The following is a 23,827-nucleotide window of genomic DNA, read 5'->3' as shown; positions in this document are numbered from 1 at the left end:
GCATAAAAAAACAGGCCGTGAAGCGGAAGCTCCACGGCCTGTTTTGTCTAATGCGCTTTGAAAATTACAGCGAGTGATATGTCGGCAGAGCAAAACGCTGCTGGCTCTGCAGCATGGCAATTTGCGGCAACTCACTGGCTTGTTCTGCCAGGTCACGACGAATTGCACTGATCGCCCACGACAGTTGGTCGCCGGCATGCAGTTGTTGATAAGTCAGTGCGCGTTTGAACACTTTGCCGTCGCTGCTGCGCAGGGTCAGCAGGATCCCGCCATCGGGACGTGGCGCAGTGGTGACGTCGAAGTTGGAGAACAGGGAGGTAAATTTTTCTTGGATCAGGCTCATGTCTTTCAGCTCCGTATGCACTTGAATGGCAAGCATGCAGAGGAGGTTGCAGCGATTGTGCCAGCATTTGAAAATAAAAAAATCGTTATAAATCAATGATATAAAAATAATGAAAAATCAGGTGGTCGTGCAAACTGCATGAATGGCCATCGTGCATCCTGCATTTTGCGGGATCGATATCGATTCGATGGAACCAATCGCTGAACCGCAGATCACCTGCGCTCGCTAAAGAGCAGCGGATACAAAACATTGCAAAAACCGCGTGTACAGCCCGAGAAGCGCTGACGTATTTTCGACCTCGACCCGTGCTCGAATGCGCCGGTTGGTTCAAGTCAAAGCCCGAAAAATAAAAACATCGACCTGCACGTCAAGGTTGAACGGGGAGCTTCCATGAGTCACGCGCCAAGCGACACGATTACCTGGGGCATGATGCTCCGCAAACTGCCGATGATTGCCAAAGCCATCCCGCGGGTGGTCAAGGGCATGAAGGTGGCCAACGTCACGGATCCGACCCAAAGCTGTGGCCTTGGCTGGACATTCGAGCAAGCGACGCTGCGCAATCCCGAGGGGCCGGCGTTATTGCACGGCGATGTGCGGCTGACCTATGCGCAGGTCAACCAGTGGGCCAACCGCATCGCTCACTATCTGAACGGGCAGGGCATCGGCAAGGGCGACGTGGTCGCAGTGTTCATCGAAAACCGCCCGGAACTGCTGGTGACCATTCTGGCGCTGGCCAAGGTCGGCGCGGTCAGCGCGCTGCTCAACACCTCGCAGACGCGTGACACACTTGTCCACAGCGTGAATCTGGTGGCGCCGGTGGCGATCATTGTGGGCGAAGAACTGCTTGCAGCGTATGCGGCGATTCGCGATCAAGTAGCGATCACTGCACCGCGCACCTGGTTTGTCGCCGATCAGGACACCTCCAGCCATCCGGGCATCGCGCCCGACGGGTACGTCAATCTGATCAGCGCCAGTGCCGACGCCTCCAGCGAGAATCCGCCGAGCAGCCAGCAGATCTTCTTCGACGATCCGTGTTTCTACATTTATACCTCCGGCACCACCGGCCTGCCCAAGGCCGGGGTGTTCAAGCACGGTCGCTGGATGCGCAGCTCCGCCAGTTTCGGCATGATCGCTCTCAATATGAGCCCTGACGACGTCGTCTATTGCACCTTGCCGCTGTACCACGCCACCGGTCTTTGCGTGTGCTGGGGTTCGGCGGTGAACGGTGCTTCGGGTTTCGCGATCCGCCGCAAGTTCAGCGCCAGTCAGTTCTGGAGCGACGTGCGCCGCTACCGCGCGACGACCATCGGTTACGTCGGCGAGCTATGCCGTTATCTGGTCGATCAACCGGCCAGCGCCGATGATAGCCGTCACGATGTGCGCAAGATGATTGGCAACGGCTTGCGCCCCGGCGCCTGGGCCGAGTTCAAGACACGTTTCGCCGTCGAGCACATCTGTGAGCTGTACGCGGCGAGCGACGGCAACATCGGATTCACCAACATTCTCAATTTCGACAACACCATCGGTTTCTCCCTGATGGCCTGGGAATTGGTCGCCTACGACCATCACAGCGGTGAGCCAATCCGCAGTCCTGACGGATTCATGCGCAAGGTCGGCAAAGGCAAGCAGGGACTTTTGCTGGCAAGGATTGACGAAAAAGCCCCACTGGACGGCTACACCGATCCACAGAAAACCGCCAAGGTCGTGTTGCACGACGTGTTTAGCAAAGGTGATCGTTTTTTCAACACCGGCGACCTGCTGCGCAACATCGGCTTCGGTCACGCTCAATTTGTCGATCGCCTCGGCGACACCTATCGCTGGAAGGGCGAAAACGTCTCGACCACCGAAGTCGAAAATCTTCTGCTGCAACACCCGCAGATTTCCGAGGCGGTGGCTTATGGCGTGGAGATCTGCAATACCAACGGCCGCGCCGGTATGGCGGCGATCACGCCAGCGGAATCCCTTGCGACGCTGGATTTCGCCGAGTTGCTGACTTTTGCCCGGGAGCGCATGCCAGCCTATGCCGTGCCATTGTTCCTGCGAGTGAAGGTCAAGATGGAGACCACCGGCACCTTCAAATACCAGAAAACCCGACTCAAGAACGAAGGCTTCGACCCCGGCCAGACGGGGGATGACCCGATCTTCGCATGGCTGCCCGGCACGCAGACTTACGTTCGGGTCACCGATGAAGTGTTGGCAGAAATTCATCAGGGCAAGCATCGTTATTGAATCTGGCTATGGCTCGACTTGAGAAAAAGGGGGTGACAGCCAGCGCCTCGCTCGGGAAACTGTCGGCTTTCCGATTGACCGAAAGTGGAGTTGCCCCATGTCCGACCAAAGCCGCCAGATGACCCCTGAAGAAGCTGCCGAATTCACCGAGCAGGTTTTCAACAAGGCGCGCGACGGTGATGCCGAGATGCTTGATCGCCTGGTCACGGCCGGTTTGCCAGTCAACCTGAAGAACAGCAAGGGTGACACGTTGTTGATGTTGGCCAGCTATTACGGCCATCTGGATGCGGTGCAGGTGTTGCTTAAACACAAGGCCGACCCGGAAATGCGCAATGGCAACGGCCAGAGCCCGATTGCCGGCGCCGCGTTCAAAGGCGATCTGCCGGTGGTCAAGGCGCTGGTCGAAGCGGGCGCAGAGATTGAAGGCTCGTCGTTTGATGGTCGTACGGCGCTGATGATGGCGGCGATGTTCAACCGCGTTGAAATCGTTGATTACCTGATCAGCAAGGGGGCCAATGCGCAAGCCAAGGACGCCAATGGCGTGACGGCGCTGGATGCGGCGCGCACGATGGGGGCGGTTGATACCACCGCTCAGTTGGAAAAACTGCTGGCCTGACGGGCGTCAAAAGATCGCAGCCTGCGCTAGCTCCTCCATTGAACGCGTTGGCCTGCCATTCCGTGGATGAGCGCTGAGCGTAGGCGCTGCCGAGGCTGCGATCTTTTGCTTTGTGCGCTATCCTCCGCGCCCTCGAAATTCACCTTCGCCACAGGATCCGCCCTCATGAAAGCCGCACTCGTCGAACTCATCAGCAAAATCAGCTCCGGCTGCATGGGCGAGGACGAGATCCTGAAAGTGGCTGACGAAGCCGCGCAAGCTTACGCCGATGCGGGTGCCTTTCTGGCAGCCAACCCGGACATCAACTACGACGACACATTCCCGATTGCGTTGGGCGAGTGGGTCGTGGTCGGCAGCCTGCCGGAAACCGTGCTGTTCCAGGCCGACACCTACGTTGACCTGTTTGCGCAGATCGTTGCCTCGTTCGGCCCGGGCGTGGATTTCAACCTCAAGCCCAAGCAACTGGCCAAGACCGAAGCACTTACCGCCCTTAACCGCATCCAAGTGCAGATGAGCAGCCTGAACAAGGAAAACGGCGGTTACACACTGATGAACTTCAGCCAGTTGCTCGACGACGAACTGCAGGTGGTGCTGGTCTACGGCAACGACGTGCCACGGGTGCTGGAGCTGTGCGCCGAAGTCGGTATCGCCGCTGCGCCATCGCTCGAAGCGCTGAAGATCGCTGTGCACGTCTGAGCGAGATAGCAATAAAAGGGAACCCTGCGCGCGACCGTCTATCCTAAAAGTGCATGCCACTATTCTGGAGCGACACCATGGGTTCCACGTTCAACGGTCTGATCGGTCTGATCATCCTCGCCCTCGACATCTGGGCCATCATCAATGTGCTGAAAAGCGGCGCCACCACCGGGATGAAAATCGTCTGGGTGCTGCTGATCATCCTCCTGCCAGTGCTGGGCCTGATCATCTGGGCGATTGCCGGACCGCGGGGCAACGTGCGGATCTGACGCTGATCCCGAGAACACCGCAATACCCTGTAGGTGTGAGCCTGCTCGCGATAGCTATCCTCCAGTCAATGAGTCAGTGACTGAAAAACCGCTATCGCGAGCAGGCTCACTCCTACAAGGGATTGCGATTTGCTGATGAAGGGAGGTTCTACCTGTCATCTTCGGCAACGTAGAATGCGCGCCTTTCCCGGGCAATCGCCCCCACGATTGGCGCCCGCGCATTCATCGGAGCACTTGACCATGACCGTCACCAAAACCAGCGAGTACCTGGAAACCCTCTACGAGGGCTACGGTCAGCGCTTTCGCATGGAAAAACTGCTGCACGAAGTGCGCACCGAACACCAGCACCTGGTGATTTTCCAGAACCCGCGCATGGGCCGGGTCATGGCGCTGGACGGCGTGATCCAGACCACCGAAGCCGACGAATTCATCTACCACGAAATGCTCACCCACGTGCCAATCCTCGCCCACGGCAGCGTCAAGCGCGTGCTGATCATTGGTGGCGGTGACGGCGGCATGCTCCGTGAAGTGACCAAGCACGCCGGTGTCGAGTACATCACCATGGTCGAGATCGACGGCACCGTGGTCGATATGTGCAAAGAGTTCCTGCCGAACCACTCCAGCGGCGCCTACGACGATCCACGCCTGAACCTGGTGATTGACGACGGCATGCGTTTCGTCGCCACCACCACGGAAAAATTCGACGTGATCATCTCCGATTCCACCGACCCGATCGGCCCGGGCGAAGTGCTGTTCTCGGAGAACTTCTATCAGGCCTGCCATCGCTGCCTGAACGAGGGCGGCATCCTCGTGACCCAGAACGGCACACCGTTCATGCAGATCGACGAAGTAAAAACCACTGCCGGTCGCCTCAACAGCCTGTTCCCGGACTGGCACTTCTACCAGGCGGCCGTTCCTACCTACATCGGTGGCTCGATGACTTTCGCCTGGGGCTCGACCAATCCGGCGTACCGCAAACTGAGCCGTGAAACCCTGCAACAGCGCTTCATCGGCAGCGGCATCGTCACCCGCTACTACAACCCTGAAATCCATATCGGCGCGTTCGCCTTGCCGCAATACGTGCTGCAGGCGATCAACAAGCCAAGCAACGACTAAAAGAACACTGCAACTCCCCTGTGGGAGCGAGCTTGCTCGCGAAGGCGTCAGGTCAGTCAAAGAATATGTCGACTGGACAGGCCCTTTCGCGAGCAGGCTCGCTCCCACATTTGTTTGCTCCACACGATAGATGTCGTTTTTTTCATCTTCCCCCGCTGTAATCCTTTTGAACCAACCCTCTGCGTCTAAAGTCGAGATAGGTGTAAGCCCATTTGCGGGTTTGATCGAGGAGGCACCGATGCAAAAGTGGAAAGTCACTTTCGTGGACGATCATGGTGAAATTGTCGATGAGGTGTTCGAGCGCGCGGAATGCCCCAGCGACGATGAGGCCGCTCGATTGATCAAGGCACGGCTTCTGCCCGTCGCCGCCGAACTGGATCTCAACGATCTGGAAGGGCGCACCGCCGATGCGGGCGTGAAAAACCTGAAAACCCAGAACAGCATCGAAATCCGCAGCATCACACCCGTCTGACAGTTCCTGTCATCTCTTGAAACCAGGCCTTGGCAGCAGCTCTATCTTGGGGCTACTCTGCAAGCGAGATCAGCGAACGGATCGCTAAGGTCTGGTCTTGTCAGCTACATGCTTGTTCCCGCGTGCAACCACGTTGCCGTCGTACTTTGGCCAAAGGCCCGGGGCGGGAATACGGAAAGTCTATCCATCTATGCGAGGGGGACGATTCATGAGCACAGCCTATCAAGAAGACATCAGCAGCAATGTTCTGCGCCGCATGAAAGAAGGCGGTTTCGATTTTTCCCGATTCCATCCCATCGAGTTCTACGCGATTTTCCCGGACGAGGAGCGGGCGCGCAGGGCGGCAGGCAAATTTCGCGGTGAATCCATCAATGCCCAGGTCAGCCTGCGTGATGACGGTGCGTGGGCGCTGGAATTGAGCAAAGTGATGTACGCGACATATGACGATATCGGCGACTTCGAGCAGGGATTCTCTGCCGTGGTTGAACCTCTGGGTGGCATTATCGAAGGCTGGGGTGTGAAACAGGAGGTGCGCAACCGCCACCGTTTGAATTGATCTCTGGTTTCATTTGTTGAGCAACGGCTGACCTTCGGGTTGGCCGTTGTCATTTCCGGCATAAGCAAAACGCTGTGGCAAAACCCTGAAACAAGAAACCGAGGCAAAAAAAAGCCACCGGAGAGGGTGGCTAAAAGGGAAGACCGATAAGGAGAGGAAACCGGTCAGGGTTACAGCGGGGCGGGCCGCCGAGGCGATCCCAATCAGTTGAGCTGGCCGCTTCATGGCGCCGGGGCCGGTGAAGATTTGCAGCGAATGTGCGGATTATCCGCAGGCAGCGCCGGGCAGTGAAATCAACTCTGACTATGCTGGTGATAGGCGATGCAGTGCGTCGCAATGAAGCGGGGGCAATCCGGTTGGGGCATTTGCCGCACAGGAATGGTGCGGTGCTTGCGGCGTGTATTTCCAACCGATTGAAATCAAAGCGTTTATGCCGATGGCACGGGCCTTGCGAAGGTCTGTATGTCCGGGTGACAAGGAGTACGGCATGATCCGCACCTATTTTGATGAGATGTACGATGCCGGCGGCCAGGTTCGCCCGCATTATCGGGAGTTCGCCCGATGGCTGGCCGACACGCCTGACGAGCTGCTGGCTCAACGGCGACGCGAGGCCGATCTGCTGTTCCATCGCGCCGGCATTACGTTCACGCTCTATGGCGACGAGCAGGGCACCGAGCGCCTGATTCCTTTCGACACCATCCCGCGCAGCATTCCTGCCAGTGAATGGCGAATCGTTGAGCGCGGCTGCATCCAGCGGGTCAAGGCGTTGAACATGTTCCTCGCCGACCTTTATCACGAGCAGCGCATTATCAAGGCCGGGATCATTCCCGCCGAACAGGTGCTGGCCAACGAGCAATATCAGTTGGCGATGCAAGGCCTGGATCTGCACCGCGATATCTATTCGCACATCTCCGGCGTCGATCTGGTGCGCGACGGCGACGGCACTTATTACGTGCTCGAAGACAACCTGCGAACACCGAGCGGCGTCAGCTACATGCTCGAAGACCGCAAGATGATGATGCGCCTGTTCCCGGAGCTGTTCGCCGCCCAGCGTATTGCCCCTATCGATCACTACCCGAACCTGCTGCTCGACACCCTGAAAAGCTCAAGTCCGATCGATGACCCGAGCGTGGTGGTGCTGACGCCGGGGCGCTTCAACAGTGCGTTCTTCGAGCACGCATTCCTGGCGCGGGAAATGGGCGTTGAACTGGTCGAGGGCGCGGATCTGTTCGTTCGCGACGACAAAGTCTTCATGCGCACTACGGACGGCCCGAAAGCGGTGGACGTTATCTACCGTCGGCTCGACGACGCGTTTCTCGATCCACTGGCGTTCAACCCCGACTCGATGCTCGGTGTGCCGGGGCTGCTGTCCTCTTATCGCTCGGGCAACGTGGTGCTGGCCAACGCCATCGGCACCGGCGTAGCGGACGACAAATCGGTGTATCCGTTCGTTACTGACATGATCCGGTTCTACCTCGACGAAGAGCCGATTTTGAAGAACGTACCGACCTGGCAATGCCGCAACCCGTCTGAACTTTCTCACGTGCTGGCCAATCTTCCAGATCTGGTGGTCAAGGAAACCCAAGGCTCAGGCGGTTACGGAATGTTGGTCGGGCCGGCATCGACGAAAGCGGAAATCGATGCTTTCCGCGAACGGATCAAAGCCAAACCCCACGCGTACATCGCGCAACCGACGCTGTCGCTGTCGACCTGTCCGACCTTTGTCGAAAACGGCATCGCGCCGCGCCATATCGACTTGCGTCCGTTTGTCTTGTCCGGGCGCGAAACCCGGGTGGTTCCCGGCGGTTTGACCCGTGTGGCGCTGCGCGAAGGCTCCTTGGTGGTGAATTCCTCCCAGGGTGGCGGAACCAAGGACACCTGGGTGGTCGAGGATTGAAGGAAGCTTGCCATGTTAAGTAGAACTGCCTCGGATCTGTATTGGATGTCGCGTTACCTGGAGCGGGCGGAAAACCTCGCCCGGATGCTCGACATCAGTTATTCGCTGTCGCTGATGCCGCAGGACGGTCGCGGCGACGGTTTGCACGAATTGGCCATGCCGCTGCTGATCACCGGTACCCTCGACGATTACCTCGAGCGCCATGGCGCGCTGCATGCTGAGCGTCTGCTGCACTTTTTTGCCCTCGATGCGGCTAACCCGGCGAGCATTTACAGCTGCCTCGGCGCGGCGCGGGCCAGCGCCCATGCGGTGCGTGGACGCATCACGGCGGACATGTGGGAGAACATCAATTCGACGTGGCTGGAGATTCGTGGAATCGCCGAACAGGGCCTCAGTCGCTATGGCATGAGCCGTTTCTGCGAATGGATCAAGGAGCGTTCGCACCTGTTTCGTGGTGCGTCGTACGGCACGATCATGCGTAATGATGCGTTTCGTTTCATTCGCCTCGGTACGTTCATCGAACGCGCGGACAACACCCTGCGATTGCTCGATGCCCGCTATGAAATGGCCGGCGATCAGGCTGAAGCAGTCAGCGACGGTACGGCCCACGCCTACTACCAATGGAGCGCCTTGCTGCGCGCCTTGTCGTCATTCGAGGCCTACACCGAAATCTATCGCGATGCGCCGGGGGCGCGGCATGTTGCCGAGTTGCTGTTGTTGCGCGCCGATGTGCCGCGCTCGCTGCGGGCCTGCACTGAGGAGATCGATCAGATTCTTGCGCAGTTGCCCGGTGCCAACGGTCGACCGGCACAGCGTCTGGCGGCAGAAATGGACGCGCGCCTGCGCTACACCGGCATCAACGAAATTCTCGAGGAAGGCCTGCACGCCTGGCTGACCGAATTCATCCCGCTGGTGCGCCAGCTGGGCAACGCCATTCACAGTTCCTACCTGGAGGCTGCATGAGACTTTCCATAAGCCACGAGACCACCTATCACTACGAAGATCAGGTGCGGGCGAGCATCCAGTACCTGCGACTGACCCCACACGATAGCGAACGTCAACACGTGTTGAGCTGGCAGCTCGATCTGCCGCGCCCGGTGCGTGCGCAACTCGATCCGTTCGGCAATATCCTGCACGTGCTGACCATGGATGAACCGCACGAAGCGATCATCATTGGTGCGCGCGGGCAGGTCGATATCGACGAACTGCGCGAGGCCGAGCATGAGAGCCAGTCGGCGCTGCCGTTCCTGCGCTTTACCCGTTTGACCGAGGCGGATGAGGCGTTACGCGCGTTCGCCGAGAAATCCTGCAAGCAGCGGCGTGATCGCACGGCGCTGATCGATCTGATGCACGGCTTGAATCAGCACATGACCTACACGCCGGGGTCCACCGAGGTCGATACCAGCGCCGCTGAGGCCTTCGCCGGGCGTGCGGGTGTTTGCCAGGATCATGCTCACGCGTTTCTGGCTTGCGCACGCAGTCTCGGGATTCCGTCGCGTTATGTGTCGGGGTATCTGTACAGCGAGGATTGCGAGCATCTAGCCAGCCATGCATGGGCTGAAGCGTGGCTGGATGACGCCTGGTACAGCTTTGATGTGACCAATGAACTGGCACGGCCGGAGCGTCATCTGAAACTGGCGGTGGGTCTGGATTATCTGGATGCCTGCCCGGTACGCGGCATGCGCCGTGGCGGTGGGTGTGAGCAGATGCATGCGAAAGTGTTCGTCTCGCCAACCCCGATCATCTCGGTGCAACAGCAGTAAACGCCGTACCCCTGTGGGAGCGAGCTTGCTCGCGATAGCGGTCTGTCAGTTACAAATGTGCTGACGGATACACCGCTATCGCGAGCAGGCTCGCTCCCACAAGGGAAATGGCGTTACGGCTTAACCTTGCGTCCGGCCATGTGCTTGAGATACCCCACCAGCATTTCCAGATCCCCCTCTGGTAACACCTCCACCGAAAACCCCGGCATCTTCGCCTGCGGCCACTGACGCAAACTCTGCGGATCCCGAATGTAGCGCTTGAGGAAATCCGCGCCGAAATACTCGGTCGGGCTGTAAGGAATATTCAGGTCCGGCCCGAATTGCGCATCCCCCGCACCGTTCAACCGGTGACACGCCAGACAGTTTTTCTGAAACAGCGCAAACCCTTGATTCACCGGGTCATCTGCTTTCAACGCAGGATCCGGCAGTAGGGCAGGGAAACGCTCCGCCACTGGCGCCATGCGCTTGATGCTCGCGACTTCGAACGGCCATTGCTCCGGACTGATATTGCCGGCCTGCGGATCGGTCCAGACCAGATAAAACGGCCCGGCGCTGTGCTTGCCTTCCGACAGCGATGGCCACGGCTGCGCCGGATCTTCGATGGCCAGCCATGCTCGCGCACCTGTTGTATTAAGCAACGGCGCAGCTGACAACTCGGCGGCAAACCCGTCCAGTGCCACCGCTTGCAGGTGATCCTGCGGTTTGATCCCTGTCAGCAATGCGGCCACAGGCACGGCGCGATAGGTCATGTCCTTCTTGTAGGACACATCGTTTTTGATCGTCAGGGTTTGCACTTGAGGATGCTTGAGCAATTCCTCGGTCTGCCAGGTGCGGCGGCTTGCACCCAGTTGCAGATCCAACTGTGCGGCAGACAAGGGCATGCTCAGCAGCATGGCCCCGAACACAATGAGCGCTTTCAAATGATCGCCGTCCATGTCGTGGGAGTGCGCCAAGGTTGGCACAGCCACGCTGGCCCGGGTAGCGGGCCAGTCACATTTTCAGTGGCGATGAGCAGCGCCCGGCGCTCGACTCAGCCGATGACCTTGGTCAGATTCGGCAAAATCAACAACAGCGTCGTGGCGAAAAGAATGAGCCCTGCTTGACGAACTTTCGGTTGTTTGAACATGGCTTGACCGCCTTTATTGTTATTTCCTGATGCCTGCCTGCATATCCATGACGGCAAGCGCTGCACTTCCTGTTGAAGAACGTCTGCCCCGGCAAAACCCGACGACCCTGACGTACATGTTCTACATTAGGGGCCACGTCACGCTTGGCTTAGATCCATTTCATATGGAGTACTTGCCAGATGCGATAAAAAAAGCATGAGGCTTATTGCCAGCTTCTTTGCCGCCCGCTGGCTAGACAACTCGCCGACCTGAACCGGTTCACCCAGCCGCTGATGACCGTCCGTCTGAGCGTGTGCGTCAACCGCATTGAGCGCTGTGGTCATTGAATCCATGGCCGCTCGGGTCAAGAGTGGAGATACAAGCAATCTCTCCCCGCACAGGTTCGAGGACGTCATGACCCAAGCTTTGATATTCGATGCGTTACGCACGCCCCGTGGCAAAGGCAAGGCCGATGGCGCCCTGCACAGCGTCAAACCGGTGAATCTGGTCGCTGGTCTGCTCAACGCGCTGCAAGAACGCTCCTCGCTGGACACCAGTCAGGTCGATGACGTAGTGCTCGGCTGCGTGACGCCGATTGGCGATCAAGGCTCGGACATCGCCAAAACCGCCGTGCAAGTGGCCGATTGGGATGTCAGCGTTGCCGGTGTGCAGATCAATCGTTTTTGCGCCTCGGGTCTGGAAGCGGTCAACCTCGGCGCGATGAAAGTGCGCTCGGGTTTCGAAGATCTTGTAGTGGTCGGCGGTGTCGAGTCGATGTCGCGGGTGCCCATGGGCAGCGACGGCGGCGCCTGGGCGCTCGATCCGCAGACTAATCTGCACAGTCATTTCACTCCGCAAGGCGTCGGTGCCGACCTGATCGCTACGCTTGAGGGCTTCAGTCGTCACGACGTCGATGCCTACGCGCTGCACTCGCAGCAGAAAGCCGCGCGGGCGCGGGCCGATGGCTCGTTTAACAAGTCGTTGGTGTCGGTGCGGGATCAGAACGGCATCATTCTGCTCGATCACGATGAGTTCATTCGCGCCGAATCGACCCTTGAGGGCTTGGGCAAGCTCAAACCGAGTTTCGAAATGATCGGGCAGATGGGTTTTGACGCCACCGCGCTGCGGGTCTACAGCCATGTCGAGCGGATCAATCACGTGCACACACCGGGTAACAGTTCCGGGATCGTCGACGGTGCAGCACTGATGCTGATCGGCTCCGAATCCAAGGGGCGTGCGCTGGGCCTGCAACCGCGGGCGCGGATTGTCGCCACGGCGGTTACCAGCACCGACCCGACCATCATGCTCACCGGGCCTGCGCCGGCAACACGCAAGGCACTGGCCAAGGCCGGGCTGCGCGTTGAAGACATCGACCTGTTCGAGGTCAACGAAGCGTTTGCCTCGGTGGTGCTGAAGTTCATCAAGGACATGGCAGTCGACCCGGACAAGGTCAACGTCAACGGCGGTTCCATCGCTATGGGCCACCCGCTGGGCGCGACCGGTTGCGCGATCCTCGGCACCTTGCTCGATGAGCTGGAAGCGCGGCGCCTGCGCTATGGCCTGGCGACGCTGTGCGTCGGCGGCGGCATGGGCATTGCCACCATCATCGAACGTCTCTGAGCCCCGAATACAAGGAACCTTGTTATGAGTGACGCCATTCGTTACGAAAAAGGCCAGGACGCGATCGTCGTGCTGACCATCGACATGCCGGGCCAGAGCGCCAACACCATGAACGCCGTGTACCGCGAGGCCATGGCCGCGTGCGTCGCCCGGCTGGTGGCGGAAAAAGACGACATTGCCGGGGTGATCATTACGTCGGCAAAGAAAACCTTCTTTGCCGGCGGTGACCTTAATGAGCTGATCAAGGTCGGCAAGCCCGAAGCCAAAGCCTTCTACGACATGGTGCTGACCCTCAAAGCGCAGTTGCGCACCCTGGAAACCCTCGGCAAACCGGTGGTCGCGGCGATCAACGGCGCGGCGCTGGGCGGCGGCTGGGAAATCTGCCTGGCCTGTCACCACCGTGTGGCATTGGACGACACATCGGTACAGCTCGGTCTGCCGGAAGTGACCCTCGGCCTGCTGCCGGGCGGCGGCGGAGTGGTACGCATGGTGCGCATGCTCGGTCTCGAAAAAGCGCTACCCTATCTGCTAGAGGGCAAGAAGGTGCGTCCACAGCAGGCATTGCAGGCCGGTTTGATTGATGAGCTGGCGGCGAATCGCGATGAATTGCTGGCCAAGGCGCGCGCCTGGATCGTCGCCAATCCGACGGCGGTACAACGTTGGGATGTGAAGGGTTATCAGATTCCGGGCGGCACGCCGTCGAATCCGAAAGTGGCGCAGATGCTGGCGATTGCGCCGTCGATTCTGCGTAGCAAGACCCATGGGACAATGCCGGCGCCGGAGAAAATCCTCTGCGCGGCAGTCGAGGGCGCTCAGGTCGATTTCGACACCGCGCACTTGATCGAAACCCGTTACTTCACCGAACTGACTACCGGGCAGATCTCGAAAAACCTGATCGGCACGTTCTGGTTTCAACTCAATGAGATCAATGCTGGTGGTTCGCGGCCGCAGGGTTTTGCGCCGTATGTCACGCGTAAGGTCGGCGTGCTTGGCGCAGGGATGATGGGCGCGGGGATTGCCTTTGTCAGCGCTTCGGCGGGTATTGAGGTGGTGCTCAAGGATGTCAATCTGGCTGCCGCCGAGAAAGGCAAAGCACATTCTGCGGCGTTGCTAGACAAGAAAGTCGCCCGTGGGCAGATGGATGCTTTGAAGCGTGATGTGGTGTTGGCGCGGATCAAGCCGTCCGAAAATGATGCCGACCTCGCGGGTTGCGATCTGATCATCGAAGCGGTGTTTGAGGATCGCGATCTCAAGGCCAGGGTTTCCTCTGCCGCCCAGCAAGTTGTCGGCGCCGAAGCGGTCATCGCTTCGAATACATCGACGTTGCCTATTACCGGGCTGGCAAAGGCTGTGCCCGATCCTGGCAAATTCATCGGCCTGCATTTCTTCAGCCCGGTAGAAAAAATGCCGCTGGTGGAAATCATCAAAGGTGCACAGACCAGCGATGAAACCCTCGCGCGCGGTTTCGACTTCGTGCTGCAAATCAAGAAAACCCCGATCGTCGTCAACGACAGTCGCGGCTTCTTTACTTCACGCGTCTTCGGCACCTTCACCAACGAAGGCATCGCCATGCTCGGCGAAGGCGTGAGCGCGCCGATGATCGAGACCGAAGCTCGCAAGGCCGGGATGCCGGTCGGGCCTCTGGCGATTTCCGACGAAGTTTCCCTCAGCCTGATGAGCCATATCCGTCAGCAAACCGCCAAGGACCTACAGGCAGAAGGGAAACCGCTGATTGAGCACCCGGCCTTCGCCGTGATTGACTTACTGCTTAACGAATACAAGCGTCCGGGCAAAGCGGCCGGTGGCGGTTTTTACGATTACCCGGCTGGTGGGCAGAAACATCTGTGGCCCGAGTTGAAGGTGCGTTTCGAAAAGGCTGACGAACAGATTTCGCCCAAAGACGTGCGTGATCGGCTGCTGTTTGTACAAGCCATTGAAACCGTCCGTTGTGTGGAGGAGGGTGTGCTGACCTCGACGGCGGACGCCAACGTTGGCTCGATCTTCGGTATCGGTTTTGCAGCGTGGACTGGCGGCGCATTGCAGTTCATCAACCAATACGGGGTGAAGGATTTCGTCGCCCGTGCGCAGTATCTGGCCGAGCAGTATGGCGAGCGTTTCGCGCCGCCAGCGTTGCTGCTGGATAAAGCGGCAAAAGGTGAAATGTTCTAAGGGCAACGAGCATTCCGGGGCTTGCCTTGCCAGGGGGTTTCAAGGCAGGCTCTGGGGTGTTCATTATTCCCATCACGTGTCAGGTATTTTTTATGTCGCTACGCATCTGCATTCTGGAAACCGACATCCTGCGTCCGGAACTGGTCGATCAATATCAGGGTTACGGGCAGATGTTCCAGCGCCTGTTCTCGCAGCAACCGATTGCCGCCGAGTTCACCGTCTACAACGTGATGCAGGGCGAATACCCAAGCGACGACCAAACCTTCGACGCATACCTGGTCACCGGCAGCAAGGCTGACTCGTTTGGTACTGATCCGTGGATCCAGACCCTGAAGGAATACCTGCTGACTCGTTACGAGCGCGGCGACAAACTGCTCGGCGTGTGCTTCGGCCATCAACTGCTGGCGCTGCTGCTCGGTGGCAAGAGCGAGCGCGCCACGCAAGGTTGGGGTGTTGGCACCCATAACTACAAACTGGCGGCGAAGGCGCCTTGGATGAGCCCGGTGCGTGAGGAACTGACGCTGCTGATCAGCCATCAGGACCAGGTCACAGCGCTGCCGGAAAACGCCACGGTGATTGCTTCCAGCGATTTCTGCCCGTTCGCGGCCTATCACATCAACGATCAGGTGTTGTGCTTCCAGGGCCACCCGGAGTTCATTCACGATTACTCGCGGGCGCTGCTCGATCTGCGTCAGGAAGCGTTGGGTTCACAGATCTACAGCAAAGGTGTGGCCAGTCTCGAGCAGGAACACCATGGTGCGACAGTCGCGGAATGGATGATGCGTTTTGTCGCGCATAAGCCAGAAACTGTCTAAGGCCAAAAGCTTCGCGAGCAGGCTCGCTTCCACATTGGATTTCCGGTGCGCTACCGATCAATATGGGGGCGAGCCTGCTCGCGAATGTTCCAGACAACTCGGTCTGCCCTACAACCACCCAGACCTCTTGAAACTTGCCCACAAACTCACACACCCCACCRTAATAAACCCCAGCACACCGAAATAGCCGTAGTGCCAGCTCAACTCCGGCATGTTCTGGAAATTCATCCCGTAAATCCCCGCCACTGCCGTCGGAAACGCCAGAATCGCCGCCCAGGCAGCAAACTTGCGTTGCACCACGCTTTGCCGTGATGCCTCGAGCAACACACCAATCTCGATGGTCTGGCTGGCAATGTCGGCCAAGGTGGTCAGGTCTTCCATTTGTCGCGTGACGTGAATCTGCACATCACGGAAGTACGGCCGCATGTTCTTGTCGATAAACGGGAAACTCAACTTCTGCAGTTCCTCGCCAATCTCCACCATCGGTGCCGCGTACCGACGCAGGCGTACGACATCGCGGCGCAAGCCATGCAGCTTCTGAATGTCATGCTCATTCAACGCGCTGCACAACACGTTGCGCTCCAGCTCATCGATCTCGGCATGGATCGCTTCGCCGACTGGCTGATAGTTCTCGATGACAAAATCGAGCAACGCATAAAGTACGAAATCTTCCCCGTGCTCCAGCAACAGCGGACGCGCCTCACAACGTTGGCGAACATGGGCGTAGGACGCCGAGTGGCCATTACGCGCGGTGATGATGTAGCCCTTGCCCGCAAAGATATGCGTCTCGATAAATTGCAGAACGCCGTTCTCGCGGATGGGTGAGTAGGTGACGATAAACAAAGCGTCGCCAAAGGTTTCGAGCTTCGGTCGACTGTGTTTTTCCAGGGCGTCTTCAATGGCCAGTTCGTGCAGGTTGAACTGACGTTGCAAGTTGGACAGCTCTTGAGCGTCCGGCTCTTCCAGGCCGATCCACACGAAGTGGCCGGTTTTCGCCGCCCAGGCAGCGCCTTCGTCGAGGGTAATATTGGTGACTTTCTTGCCTGCGCTGTACACCGCAGCAGCAACAACTCGACCCATGGTGGTGATTCACTTCTTCTTGGCAGGTGGCAGGGAATTCAAGGCTTCAGCTTAGCCGTGTCGCTGCTTGAGAGTCAGTGAAATCTGTACAGTTCACCGGGCAAAAGAAAACCCGCACAGGGCGGGTTGTCTTTTCAGGCAGCTTGCAGTTGCCGATCCATCGATTCAATGCACTCGCGCATCTGCTCGCGACACTGATTGATGAGCATGGGCATGTCGTCCATGGTCAATCCGGCTGTAGGAATCGCCGGCAACGAGCGTATGAGGATTTTCCCGCTGCGCCAGCGATTCAGACGCATGTGCTTGATGTAACTGCTGACGCAAACCGGAACGATCGGTACACCAGCGGCAATTGCCATCTGGAACGCACCTTTCTTGAATGGCAGCAATTCTTCGCCGAGGTTGCGCGTGCCTTCCGGGAACACCCAGATCGAGGTGTCTTCGTTCTGCAAGGTATTGGTGGTGGTCAGCATCGACTGGCGTGCCTTGTGCGCATTGCCACGGTCGATCAACACATTGCCGGCCAGCCAGAACAGTTGCCCGAACAGTGGCACCCACTTGAGGCTCTTCTTGCCGATGCACACGGTACGGCGCGGCACGACGTTGCCGAACACGAACAGATCATAATTGGACTGATGGTTGGCGATGATCACGCAGCTGTCGGGTTTGTTCAGCAAACCGCTGACGTCGGATTTCACTCTTAAACGCAAAATACACATCGCCGGCAGCGCGTAGAGACGGGCGCACAGACGGCTGTTGTCCGGATTGAACGGGCGGCAGATCCCGAGAATCACCCCGAGCACGCCGGCGAGAATAAAGTGCAGGCCCATCAATAACATACGAAACACGAACAGCATTTTCAGGCCCCACCGGGACAAAAGGTGGCGCAGTGTACGGATGTGCACTGTTTTCGGCAATTGCCGCTATAGAGTGCGGAGATAGCCGATGTTTAAGCGCATGTTTCAGAATGGAGGGTCAGACCTGTCCTAGAGCGGTCGCGGACTTTTAAACCATGCGTGCAAGAAAAAGCCCGACACGACGGTCGGGCTTCTTTTGCGCAGCAGCCGGGCTTAGCCCAGATGCTCTTGATCCTGGATGATCGCGTTATCCAGAGCTTCCAGCAGTGCTTTACGCACCTTCAACTTGGTGTTCTTGTGCGCGAGCATGTTGATCTTCTTCAACTGACGCGCAGCGGCGAGGGCGGCACCTTGCAGCTCTTCGGCGGCAACCACCTTGTCGAGGAAACCGGCATCCACGGCGCTTTTTGGATCGAACATCTCGCCGTTGATCACCGAGCGGTGGAACGCCGAGCGACGCAGGCGATCGCGAGCCAGTTCGATACCCGCGTGGTGCATGGTCATGCCGATCTGCACTTCGTTCAGACCGATGCTGAACGGGCCGTCGACACCAATGCGGTAATCAGCAGACAACAGAATGAAAGCGCCTTTCGCCACCGCGTGACCTGGGCATGCGACGATCACCGGGAACGGGTGAGAGAGCAGGCGCCGGGCCAAGGTCGACCCCGCGGTTACCAGCGACACAGCTTCTTTAGGACCGGCGGTCATGACTTTCAGGTCATAGCCGCCGGACAGAATCCCTGGCTGACCGGTGATGATCACGATGGCACGATCAGTCACCGCCTGATCCAGCGCCGCGTTGAATGCCGCAATCACGTCCGGAGAAATGGCATTGACCTTGCCGTTGCTCAAGGTCAGGGTCGCGATACCGTCTTCGAGGTGGTAGGAAATCAACTCACTCATGACGCTATTCCTTGTAAGAAAGATGGGCAGACGTTACCCACCGCCGCAGGCCAGGTAAAGCGCCATGACTGACCCGCCAGTCACCGTTTCCCGACCCACCCTGCATGGCTAGGCGCTCAGCTTCTATATAGAAGGGCCGCGCCCACCGAAGATTGGCCGGTTTGCCATGGCCTGCTAGCGGGCAAAACGACTTTTTCTCTTAACCGCATGAAAATTCTGAAAAAAAGTTTGCCATCGGAAAAGCTTTCGACTACATTAGCGCGCCTCGACAGACAGAACATGTTTGAAGAGATACGGTGAAGTGTCCGAGTGGCTTAAGGAGCACGCCTGGAAAGTGTGTATACAGGAAACTGTATCGAGAGTTCGAATCTCTCCTTCACCGCCATATTCAGTAAACACAAAACCCCTGATTTCGAAAGAAGTCTGGGGTTTTGTGGTTTCTGGTGTCTGGATGTTATTGGCAGCGGCGTGAAGTCTGCTTTGAGCTATTACAATCGCGAATTTATTCATCCTTGTAGGGACGACACTCCATGATCATTTCCACCACTCACGCCATTGAAGGCCGGCAGATCGCGGCCTACCTGGATATCGTCAGTGCCGAATCGGTGCAGGGCGTCAATGTGATCCGTGACATGTTCGCTGGTATGCGCGACTTTTTTGGCGGCCGTTCGCAGACGCTGGAGCGCGCTTTGAAGGAGGCGCGTATTCAGGCGACCGAAGAAATACGGGAGAGGGCGCGTGCTTTGCAGGCGGATGCGGTGGTCGGGGTGGACTTTGAGATCAGTATGCCCGGCGGGAAGGGCGGGATGGTTGTTGTGTTTGCGACGGGTACGGCGGTGAAGTTGCGCTGAGTTTGTTTGACGGGTGTGTAAGCCCATTCAGAGGTTGAATGGGCTCAATCTTGCGGTGCAATCAGCCTTGTGGCTTGAGGATCACGGTGCCTCTTTCGTCATAGGTCAGTGGTGTGTCGACGGCGACGAGAGGGGGTGTATCAGAAGGCGGGTTGGGTTCGACTGGCTTGCTGGGATGGTAAATGACCCCTGGTTGCAGAACCGGTGTATCCGGACCCGGATACTTGATGGTGATTTCACCGGAAGCGATCTTCTCCTTGAGTTTTTCCGCGCCAGCCTTGCCGGCTGCGATCTGTTCGTCCGTGAGTTTTACGACAGGCATATTGGGGAATCCGTTGATTTGCATGTTCTCTCCTTGAGATTCATTTGTATGAAAAAGGGCAACGGCCTGGCTTTGGAATTCTTTAGCAATCTGGGACCAATGGTTCATCGTCTGTTTAAATTTTTCAGGCCATTCGTCGGGCATCAGGGGATCTGAATCACAAGTCCAGGAATGACCAGCTAGTCTCAAAAGCCATGGAGGTCGATATTTTTTCAGGCAAAAGGGTTTTTGCCGGTGTCGATCTGTTGCGACGGGGCGAAGGTATGACTGATCCGTATATCGAAGACGATGGCGCTGAATTTTCCTTCAATAACTGCGTACGGTGCGGCCAGACCGAGTATCAGTCAGGTTTTGGCGAGGATCCGGTGCAGATCGGCAAAATCAAATCCGCGGCACCCAAGGGACCCAAGGCGAAATTTCTCCCCAGGGTCACCACGCGTTCCAGGAAATAATCGTTCTCTGCATAACCCTGCTACTGAGCGGGGTTTTTTATGGTTGTGGGTTTGAAGAATTTTCCTACAGGTGATGACGGAAAATCAGTCTACTTTCACAAACTTTTCACGTCTGCCGCAGTAGGGTGAAGCCATCCGTTAGAAAGCAAGTCTCCAGCCCGTTTCCCCAGCGGGCTTTTTTTTGCCTGCCACAAAACCTTTTCCAGAATTGCTGTCCAATCGGCGCCGAGTGCACGCGAGATCCGTGATTTTGGCTGGACTTTCGCGCGACGACGGCATTAAATCCCGGCCCTTTTTGTCATCCCAATTGTTGAGGTTTTCGTCATGCGTTTAACACTGCCTGCTCTGGTTCTGGGGCTTCTGGTTGCTCAAGGTGCAATGGCTGCCGGTGATGGCACTGCTGCGTTGGGCGGTGGTCTGGGTGGCGCACTGGGTAATGTCGTCGGCCAGAAAATGGGCGGCAGCACTGGCGCGGCCATTGGTGCCGGCGTAGCAGGCGCGGCGGGCAGCGCAATGGCGGCGCGCAAGGGTAGCCGGACCAAAGCGGCGATTGGCGGCGGCGTTGGCGCAGCCGGTGGTTCGGTGATCGGCAACAGCCTGGGCGGCAGAACCGGCGCCACGATTGGTGCAGGCCTGGGTGGCGCAGCTGGCGGCGCAGTGGGCAGCAACTTGTCCAAAGGTCACAAGCGTCACTGAGACTAATCCCTTGTCAGAAAAAGCCCGGCTCGATGTCGGGCTTTTTCATGGCTGAACGTTTTTCCCGTTTGCGTCTCCAATCTCACATAGGCCCATGTCTGGGCGGACTGTCCCGCTTCGGGAACTGTGAGGTTCATATGCGCTTGTCATTATCTGCACTGTTTTTCGGTTTGCTGGTAGCACAAGGGGCGATGGCCGCTGGTGATGGCACCGCCGCTGTGGGTGGCGGCTTGGGCGGCGCGCTCGGCAATGTGGTCGGTGGACAACTCGGTGGCAGTACTGGCGCGGCGGTAGGTGCGGGTGTTGGTGGCGCGGCCGGCAGTGCCGTCGGGGCGAATAAACGCAATCGAACTGAAGCGGCCATTGGTGGTGGTCTCGGCGCGGCGGGTGGCTCGGTCGTTGGCAATAGCCTTGGCGGGTCTACGGGTTCGACCATTGGCGCAGGGTTGGGCGGCGCGGCGGGCGGTGCGGTCGGCAATAATCTCGGTGACGATGGTGGGTCTCATTCGGGCGGCGGTCACAAGCACAAGAACAAACATAAAAACCGCCATCATTGATGGCGGGTTAACGGAAACCCGGCATTTTGCCGGGTTTTTTGCATTTGCTCGTCGTACTTCGGAACGAATGGTTGTAGGGCTTTTCGAACGTCATACACTCCCTGAAATGACGAGGTTGCCATGACTCCTGAAACCGAAGGCAAGGAAGAAAAAGGTTCGAGTGGACTGCCATTTATCAATGATCCGGGGAATGAGGATCCGGGGTCGTTGATGGATGATGCGACGGTGCCGTTGAATGATTCGAATGAGGCGATGGAGTATGAAGAGGATGAGGATGAGCAGTGATCGGATGTTTGAGAAGATCTGAGCGTCTGAATCCGGATTTTAAGGGCCTGAGTTCAAGAGGTCCTACAAATTTGTTAGTGACTAAAAATGGCTGCCCACCAGTCATTGATCTGGTGAGCGAGTCTAGGTATAGGCGTTTTTTTGTAGTGCTAACAATGTGAGATCTCGGATTTAGAGAATTCCAAATTGTCTAGAATCATGCTGAGCAACTGGATGTCGAACTGTTCTCTGTATCTATATAAAATTTTTATGATGCCTCACGGTAATAGAGCACCCGTCGCTCAATAAATTTTAGAAAGGTAACTCTGTTAAATATACGCTAGGTTCTCGCAGTCTTAATGATGATGTGGTAAACGTTACTTTCGAAGTGCTTGATACAGCTGAAATCAGATATCTGTCTCCAATTGGTTGTATGGATAGACTTAAGTTTTTTTGAGTTGGAATGTTGGATGTCGTCAACTCTCTAATTTCACAGCATGTTATTCCGATTCGGCAAGCATTGTATCCTATGGATTCCCATTTTTTCGGAGGAGTGTCCGGCATTTCTCTAATATCAAATGCCAAGGTCAATGTTGAAAGGTTGTTGTCCATGTTTAAAGCGAATAGCTTGATCTCCCCAACGGGTATATTTCTGCTGAATACCATATTGAAGAGTTTGCCTCCTTCTATTTCATTCCAGTATTTCATGGTCATTCCTTGAATGGATAATGATCGCTCGTATTTTTTACTTTGCCATTGCGTGTGTCATCAGCGGGTCGTATGTTTATGTGAGGTCCTTGATCTCCTCGGTTATTTATATCTCCATACTTGTGTCCCGCTGAGTGGTCTTGGAGTGTCAATATAAAACCATCCTCTCGGGTGAATCTATATTCTCTGGTTATAATCGGCTTTCCACTGCTGTCTAGAATGTTATTTCCTTTTCTATCCGTCATGTTGACATAGGTGAACTGCTTCTGCCTGCCACTTACCTCATCAATTTGAATATCTGGCTGTTGCCCTTTCGGAATTCCTGCATCAACTTTTGCCTGTCTGAATGCACCGCGCCTGGAAACCTGTGGTAGCTCAACATCATCAGGTTTTGAACAATTGATCGATTTTCGGCCTTTGGGCGGACAGTTGGAATTCAACCCCAACGGATCCACCCACCCCGTCGGATTCGGCACGTACTGGTACTGATTCAGCCCACCCGCCAACTTGATCGGATCCGGCGTCAGATAGCGCCCCAGCCGGGGGTCGTAATACCGATGCCGGTTGTAATGCAGCCCGCTTTCCCCGTCGAAGTACTGCCCCTGAAAGCGCAGCGGCTGGTTCAGGTAGTCCTCGCCGGCCAGGGTCAGTGCGGCGACTTTGCCGTAGGCGTCGTATTGCGCGGACCAGACGATGTCGCCGCTGTAGTCGGTGAGTTCCTGCGGGGTGCCGAGGTGGTCGAGCTGGTAGTAGAACGGGCAGGCTTTTTTCGGGCCTTTGCCGTCGAGCAGTGCCAGCGGGCGGAAGGTGCCGGGTTCGTAGACGTAGCTGCGGTATTCGCTTTCGCTGCTTTCGGCGACGAGGTGATCGCCTTGCCAGAAGAATTCGGTGGTTTCGCCGTTGACGGTTTTGCGGATGCGCCGGCCAAAGGCGTCGTATTGGTAACTGGCGGTTTGTCCGTCGGGGCGGGTCAGGCCGATCAGGCGGTGCTGGCTGTCGTAGCGGTATTCGGTGACGAGAGTCTGCGCGCGGCCGCGACGTTCGCGGATCAGGTTGCCGAAGGCGTCGTAGTCGTAATGACGGTCGCCTTGCATCAGCAAGCGATTGCCCTGGATCTGGCTGGGGCCGGGGCGGTCCTGCATCAGCAGGTTGCCGGCCGGGTCGTGGGCGAAGGATTCCGGCAGTTCGTCGCGCGAGTGTCGTACGCGGATCAGCCGGTCGAGGGCATCGTAGCCGTAGGTGCGCTGGCCGTGACGGGTGTCGGCAATGTGCGCGAGATTGCCGTTGGCGCTGTAGGCATAATCGCGGCGGTACAACGCATCGCGCTGATGCCCTACGGCGTGGGCGAGTAATCGTCCCTGATCGTCGTAGGAGTATTCGCTGAGCAGCAGACCTTGCTGGCGTTGCAGTTCGCGACCGGACTGGTAGACATGGCGGGTCAGCGGCGCGCCGTTGAGGTCAATCCCGTTC

General features: G+C 57.5%; 27 protein-coding genes and 1 tRNA gene. 19 read left to right on the top strand and 9 right to left on the bottom strand.

Annotation, left to right across the window (positions count from 1 at the left end; genetic code table 11):
• Nucleotides 1–64 precede the first annotated feature (64 nt).
• Nucleotides 65–343: a DUF3509 domain-containing protein gene (locus tag AC1DVF_RS25810; RefSeq protein WP_008080936.1), complete on the bottom strand. Its 279-nt coding sequence runs from the start codon at nucleotides 341–343 to the stop codon at nucleotides 65–67.
• Nucleotides 344–733: 390 nt separating this feature from the next.
• Between AC1DVF_RS25810 and AC1DVF_RS25805 the strand changes: the two genes are divergently transcribed.
• From AC1DVF_RS25805 to AC1DVF_RS25760, 10 genes are all read left to right on the top strand, one after another.
• On the top strand, nucleotides 734–2,572 hold the full coding sequence (locus tag AC1DVF_RS25805; RefSeq protein WP_477783366.1) for a long-chain-acyl-CoA synthetase: 1,839 nt from the start codon (nucleotides 734–736) through the stop codon (nucleotides 2,570–2,572).
• Between the two features lie 97 nt (nucleotides 2,573–2,669).
• Nucleotides 2,670–3,188 carry an ankyrin repeat domain-containing protein gene (locus tag AC1DVF_RS25800; protein ID WP_095050929.1) on the top strand — a complete coding sequence of 173 codons (519 nt, stop codon included), beginning with the start codon at nucleotides 2,670–2,672 and terminating at the stop codon, nucleotides 3,186–3,188.
• A 165-nt stretch (nucleotides 3,189–3,353) separates the two neighbouring features.
• Nucleotides 3,354–3,884, top strand: a complete 531-nt coding sequence (locus tag AC1DVF_RS25795) for a hypothetical protein (RefSeq protein WP_093441747.1) — start codon at nucleotides 3,354–3,356, stop codon at nucleotides 3,882–3,884.
• A gap of 77 nt (nucleotides 3,885–3,961) precedes the next feature.
• The gene (locus AC1DVF_RS25790) at nucleotides 3,962–4,153 is read left to right on the top strand and encodes a PLDc N-terminal domain-containing protein (protein WP_007914053.1); all 192 of its coding nucleotides are present in this window, start codon (nucleotides 3,962–3,964) and stop codon (nucleotides 4,151–4,153) included.
• Nucleotides 4,154–4,393: 240 nt separating this feature from the next.
• Nucleotides 4,394–5,269, top strand: coding sequence for a polyamine aminopropyltransferase (gene speE, locus AC1DVF_RS25785; RefSeq protein ID WP_460127607.1), 876 nt, complete (start codon nucleotides 4,394–4,396; stop codon nucleotides 5,267–5,269).
• 238 nt (nucleotides 5,270–5,507) lie between these two features.
• A complete protein-coding gene (locus tag AC1DVF_RS25780; protein ID WP_093441755.1) occupies nucleotides 5,508–5,741 on the top strand; it encodes a hypothetical protein in 234 nt (77 codons plus the stop codon).
• Nucleotides 5,742–5,949: 208 nt separating this feature from the next.
• Nucleotides 5,950–6,297, top strand: coding sequence for a ribonuclease E inhibitor RraB (locus tag AC1DVF_RS25775; RefSeq protein WP_093441760.1), 348 nt, complete (start codon nucleotides 5,950–5,952; stop codon nucleotides 6,295–6,297).
• 487 nt (nucleotides 6,298–6,784) lie between these two features.
• On the top strand, nucleotides 6,785–8,194 hold the full coding sequence (locus AC1DVF_RS25770) for a circularly permuted type 2 ATP-grasp protein (protein WP_007914061.1): 1,410 nt from the start codon (nucleotides 6,785–6,787) through the stop codon (nucleotides 8,192–8,194).
• 12 nt (nucleotides 8,195–8,206) lie between these two features.
• Complete coding sequence (locus AC1DVF_RS25765; protein ID WP_016982907.1) at nucleotides 8,207–9,157, top strand: alpha-E domain-containing protein; 951 nt, start codon at nucleotides 8,207–8,209, stop codon at nucleotides 9,155–9,157.
• Nucleotides 9,154–9,957 carry a transglutaminase family protein gene (locus AC1DVF_RS25760; protein WP_007914065.1) on the top strand — a complete coding sequence of 268 codons (804 nt, stop codon included), beginning with the start codon at nucleotides 9,154–9,156 and terminating at the stop codon, nucleotides 9,955–9,957. Before AC1DVF_RS25765 ends, AC1DVF_RS25760 begins: the two co-directional genes overlap by 4 nt.
• 113 nt (nucleotides 9,958–10,070) lie before the next feature.
• On the opposite strand, the gene AC1DVF_RS25755 is transcribed toward AC1DVF_RS25760, so the two are convergent.
• Together AC1DVF_RS25755 and AC1DVF_RS25750 are read right to left on the bottom strand one after the other, a co-directional pair.
• Nucleotides 10,071–10,892, bottom strand: a complete 822-nt coding sequence (locus AC1DVF_RS25755) for a c-type cytochrome (RefSeq protein WP_477783367.1) — start codon at nucleotides 10,890–10,892, stop codon at nucleotides 10,071–10,073.
• A 329-nt stretch (nucleotides 10,893–11,221) separates the two neighbouring features.
• On the bottom strand, nucleotides 11,222–11,416 hold the full coding sequence (locus AC1DVF_RS25750; protein ID WP_477783365.1) for a hypothetical protein: 195 nt from the start codon (nucleotides 11,414–11,416) through the stop codon (nucleotides 11,222–11,224).
• Between the two features lie 61 nt (nucleotides 11,417–11,477).
• Between AC1DVF_RS25750 and AC1DVF_RS25745 the strand changes: the two genes are divergently transcribed.
• The 3 genes from AC1DVF_RS25745 to AC1DVF_RS25735 all read left to right on the top strand — a co-directional run bounded on the left by AC1DVF_RS25745 (nucleotide 11,478) and on the right by AC1DVF_RS25735 (nucleotide 15,667).
• Nucleotides 11,478–12,683, top strand: a complete 1,206-nt coding sequence (locus AC1DVF_RS25745; protein WP_093441775.1) for an acetyl-CoA C-acetyltransferase — start codon at nucleotides 11,478–11,480, stop codon at nucleotides 12,681–12,683.
• Between the two features lie 24 nt (nucleotides 12,684–12,707).
• Nucleotides 12,708–14,852, top strand: a complete 2,145-nt coding sequence (locus AC1DVF_RS25740) for a 3-hydroxyacyl-CoA dehydrogenase NAD-binding domain-containing protein (RefSeq protein ID WP_477783364.1) — start codon at nucleotides 12,708–12,710, stop codon at nucleotides 14,850–14,852.
• A 92-nt stretch (nucleotides 14,853–14,944) separates the two neighbouring features.
• Nucleotides 14,945–15,667 (top strand): amidotransferase, encoded by a 723-nt coding sequence (locus AC1DVF_RS25735; protein ID WP_093441785.1) that lies wholly within the window; start codon nucleotides 14,945–14,947, stop codon nucleotides 15,665–15,667.
• A gap of 108 nt (nucleotides 15,668–15,775) precedes the next feature.
• On the opposite strand, the gene AC1DVF_RS25730 is transcribed toward AC1DVF_RS25735, so the two are convergent.
• The 3 genes from AC1DVF_RS25730 to AC1DVF_RS25720 all read right to left on the bottom strand — a co-directional run bounded on the left by AC1DVF_RS25730 (nucleotide 15,776) and on the right by AC1DVF_RS25720 (nucleotide 18,507).
• Complete coding sequence (locus tag AC1DVF_RS25730) at nucleotides 15,776–16,747, bottom strand: magnesium and cobalt transport protein CorA (RefSeq protein ID WP_477783363.1); 972 nt, start codon at nucleotides 16,745–16,747, stop codon at nucleotides 15,776–15,778.
• Nucleotides 16,748–16,881: 134 nt separating this feature from the next.
• Nucleotides 16,882–17,604, bottom strand: coding sequence for a lysophospholipid acyltransferase family protein (locus tag AC1DVF_RS25725; RefSeq protein WP_077571798.1), 723 nt, complete (start codon nucleotides 17,602–17,604; stop codon nucleotides 16,882–16,884).
• A gap of 213 nt (nucleotides 17,605–17,817) precedes the next feature.
• On the bottom strand, nucleotides 17,818–18,507 hold the full coding sequence (locus tag AC1DVF_RS25720) for a crotonase/enoyl-CoA hydratase family protein (protein WP_034151725.1): 690 nt from the start codon (nucleotides 18,505–18,507) through the stop codon (nucleotides 17,818–17,820).
• 295 nt (nucleotides 18,508–18,802) lie between these two features.
• Here AC1DVF_RS25720 and AC1DVF_RS25715 point away from each other — a divergent pair.
• Together AC1DVF_RS25715 and AC1DVF_RS25710 are read left to right on the top strand one after the other, a co-directional pair.
• Nucleotides 18,803–18,892, top strand: a tRNA-Ser gene (locus AC1DVF_RS25715).
• Nucleotides 18,893–19,037: 145 nt separating this feature from the next.
• Entirely contained in the window at nucleotides 19,038–19,358 is a 321-nt protein-coding gene (locus AC1DVF_RS25710) for a YbjQ family protein (protein ID WP_099758444.1), read from the top strand.
• 61 nt (nucleotides 19,359–19,419) lie between these two features.
• On the opposite strand, the gene AC1DVF_RS25705 is transcribed toward AC1DVF_RS25710, so the two are convergent.
• Nucleotides 19,420–19,824, bottom strand: a complete 405-nt coding sequence (locus AC1DVF_RS25705; RefSeq protein ID WP_225919972.1) for a hypothetical protein — start codon at nucleotides 19,822–19,824, stop codon at nucleotides 19,420–19,422.
• Nucleotides 19,825–19,943: 119 nt separating this feature from the next.
• On the opposite strand from AC1DVF_RS25705, the gene AC1DVF_RS25700 reads away from it, so the two are divergent.
• The 4 genes from AC1DVF_RS25700 to AC1DVF_RS25685 all read left to right on the top strand — a co-directional run bounded on the left by AC1DVF_RS25700 (nucleotide 19,944) and on the right by AC1DVF_RS25685 (nucleotide 21,670).
• Entirely contained in the window at nucleotides 19,944–20,132 is a 189-nt protein-coding gene (locus tag AC1DVF_RS25700) for a hypothetical protein (protein ID WP_093441821.1), read from the top strand.
• Nucleotides 20,133–20,456: 324 nt separating this feature from the next.
• Nucleotides 20,457–20,828: a glycine zipper domain-containing protein gene (locus AC1DVF_RS25695; protein WP_016983669.1), complete on the top strand. Its 372-nt coding sequence runs from the start codon at nucleotides 20,457–20,459 to the stop codon at nucleotides 20,826–20,828.
• 137 nt (nucleotides 20,829–20,965) lie between these two features.
• A complete protein-coding gene (locus AC1DVF_RS25690) occupies nucleotides 20,966–21,385 on the top strand; it encodes a glycine zipper domain-containing protein (RefSeq protein WP_007914081.1) in 420 nt (139 codons plus the stop codon).
• A 120-nt stretch (nucleotides 21,386–21,505) separates the two neighbouring features.
• Nucleotides 21,506–21,670 (top strand): hypothetical protein, encoded by a 165-nt coding sequence (locus AC1DVF_RS25685; protein ID WP_477783362.1) that lies wholly within the window; start codon nucleotides 21,506–21,508, stop codon nucleotides 21,668–21,670.
• 291 nt (nucleotides 21,671–21,961) lie between these two features.
• Here the strand turns inward: AC1DVF_RS25685 and AC1DVF_RS25680 are convergent, their stop codons facing one another.
• Complete coding sequence (locus tag AC1DVF_RS25680; RefSeq protein WP_158561689.1) at nucleotides 21,962–22,357, bottom strand: Imm50 family immunity protein; 396 nt, start codon at nucleotides 22,355–22,357, stop codon at nucleotides 21,962–21,964.
• A 2-nt stretch (nucleotides 22,358–22,359) separates the two neighbouring features.
• A partial coding sequence (locus AC1DVF_RS25675; protein WP_477783361.1) for an RHS repeat-associated core domain-containing protein occupies nucleotides 22,360–23,827 on the bottom strand: 1,468 nt, incomplete at its 5' end.

The sequence above is a fragment of the Pseudomonas sp. P4_D7 genome, assembly GCF_056401755.1.
This window is presented reverse-complemented; position numbering and strand designations above follow the sequence as displayed.

Excerpts from the sequence above, each read along its gene's own strand:
- AC1DVF_RS25810 (WP_008080936.1), bottom strand. The coding sequence starts at position 343 with ATGAGCCTGATCCAAGAAAAATTTACCTCCCTGTTCTCCAACTTCGAC.
- AC1DVF_RS25805 (WP_477783366.1), top strand. The coding sequence starts at position 734 with ATGAGTCACGCGCCAAGCGACACGATTACCTGGGGCATGATGCTCCGC.
- AC1DVF_RS25800 (WP_095050929.1), top strand. The coding sequence starts at position 2,670 with ATGTCCGACCAAAGCCGCCAGATGACCCCTGAAGAAGCTGCCGAATTC.
- AC1DVF_RS25795 (WP_093441747.1), top strand. The coding sequence starts at position 3,354 with ATGAAAGCCGCACTCGTCGAACTCATCAGCAAAATCAGCTCCGGCTGC.
- AC1DVF_RS25790 (WP_007914053.1), top strand. The coding sequence starts at position 3,962 with ATGGGTTCCACGTTCAACGGTCTGATCGGTCTGATCATCCTCGCCCTC.
- speE (WP_460127607.1), top strand. The coding sequence starts at position 4,394 with ATGACCGTCACCAAAACCAGCGAGTACCTGGAAACCCTCTACGAGGGC.
- AC1DVF_RS25780 (WP_093441755.1), top strand. The coding sequence starts at position 5,508 with ATGCAAAAGTGGAAAGTCACTTTCGTGGACGATCATGGTGAAATTGTC.
- AC1DVF_RS25775 (WP_093441760.1), top strand. The coding sequence starts at position 5,950 with ATGAGCACAGCCTATCAAGAAGACATCAGCAGCAATGTTCTGCGCCGC.
- AC1DVF_RS25770 (WP_007914061.1), top strand. The coding sequence starts at position 6,785 with ATGATCCGCACCTATTTTGATGAGATGTACGATGCCGGCGGCCAGGTT.
- AC1DVF_RS25765 (WP_016982907.1), top strand. The coding sequence starts at position 8,207 with ATGTTAAGTAGAACTGCCTCGGATCTGTATTGGATGTCGCGTTACCTG.
- AC1DVF_RS25760 (WP_007914065.1), top strand. The coding sequence starts at position 9,154 with ATGAGACTTTCCATAAGCCACGAGACCACCTATCACTACGAAGATCAG.
- AC1DVF_RS25755 (WP_477783367.1), bottom strand. The coding sequence starts at position 10,892 with ATGGACGGCGATCATTTGAAAGCGCTCATTGTGTTCGGGGCCATGCTG.
- AC1DVF_RS25750 (WP_477783365.1), bottom strand. The coding sequence starts at position 11,416 with ATGGATTCAATGACCACAGCGCTCAATGCGGTTGACGCACACGCTCAG.
- AC1DVF_RS25745 (WP_093441775.1), top strand. The coding sequence starts at position 11,478 with ATGACCCAAGCTTTGATATTCGATGCGTTACGCACGCCCCGTGGCAAA.
- AC1DVF_RS25740 (WP_477783364.1), top strand. The coding sequence starts at position 12,708 with ATGAGTGACGCCATTCGTTACGAAAAAGGCCAGGACGCGATCGTCGTG.
- AC1DVF_RS25735 (WP_093441785.1), top strand. The coding sequence starts at position 14,945 with ATGTCGCTACGCATCTGCATTCTGGAAACCGACATCCTGCGTCCGGAA.
- AC1DVF_RS25725 (WP_077571798.1), bottom strand. The coding sequence starts at position 17,604 with ATGCTGTTCGTGTTTCGTATGTTATTGATGGGCCTGCACTTTATTCTC.
- AC1DVF_RS25720 (WP_034151725.1), bottom strand. The coding sequence starts at position 18,507 with ATGAGTGAGTTGATTTCCTACCACCTCGAAGACGGTATCGCGACCCTG.
- AC1DVF_RS25710 (WP_099758444.1), top strand. The coding sequence starts at position 19,038 with ATGATCATTTCCACCACTCACGCCATTGAAGGCCGGCAGATCGCGGCC.
- AC1DVF_RS25705 (WP_225919972.1), bottom strand. The coding sequence starts at position 19,824 with ATGCCCGACGAATGGCCTGAAAAATTTAAACAGACGATGAACCATTGG.
- AC1DVF_RS25700 (WP_093441821.1), top strand. The coding sequence starts at position 19,944 with ATGACTGATCCGTATATCGAAGACGATGGCGCTGAATTTTCCTTCAAT.
- AC1DVF_RS25695 (WP_016983669.1), top strand. The coding sequence starts at position 20,457 with ATGCGTTTAACACTGCCTGCTCTGGTTCTGGGGCTTCTGGTTGCTCAA.
- AC1DVF_RS25690 (WP_007914081.1), top strand. The coding sequence starts at position 20,966 with ATGCGCTTGTCATTATCTGCACTGTTTTTCGGTTTGCTGGTAGCACAA.
- AC1DVF_RS25685 (WP_477783362.1), top strand. The coding sequence starts at position 21,506 with ATGACTCCTGAAACCGAAGGCAAGGAAGAAAAAGGTTCGAGTGGACTG.
- AC1DVF_RS25680 (WP_158561689.1), bottom strand. The coding sequence starts at position 22,357 with ATGAAATACTGGAATGAAATAGAAGGAGGCAAACTCTTCAATATGGTA.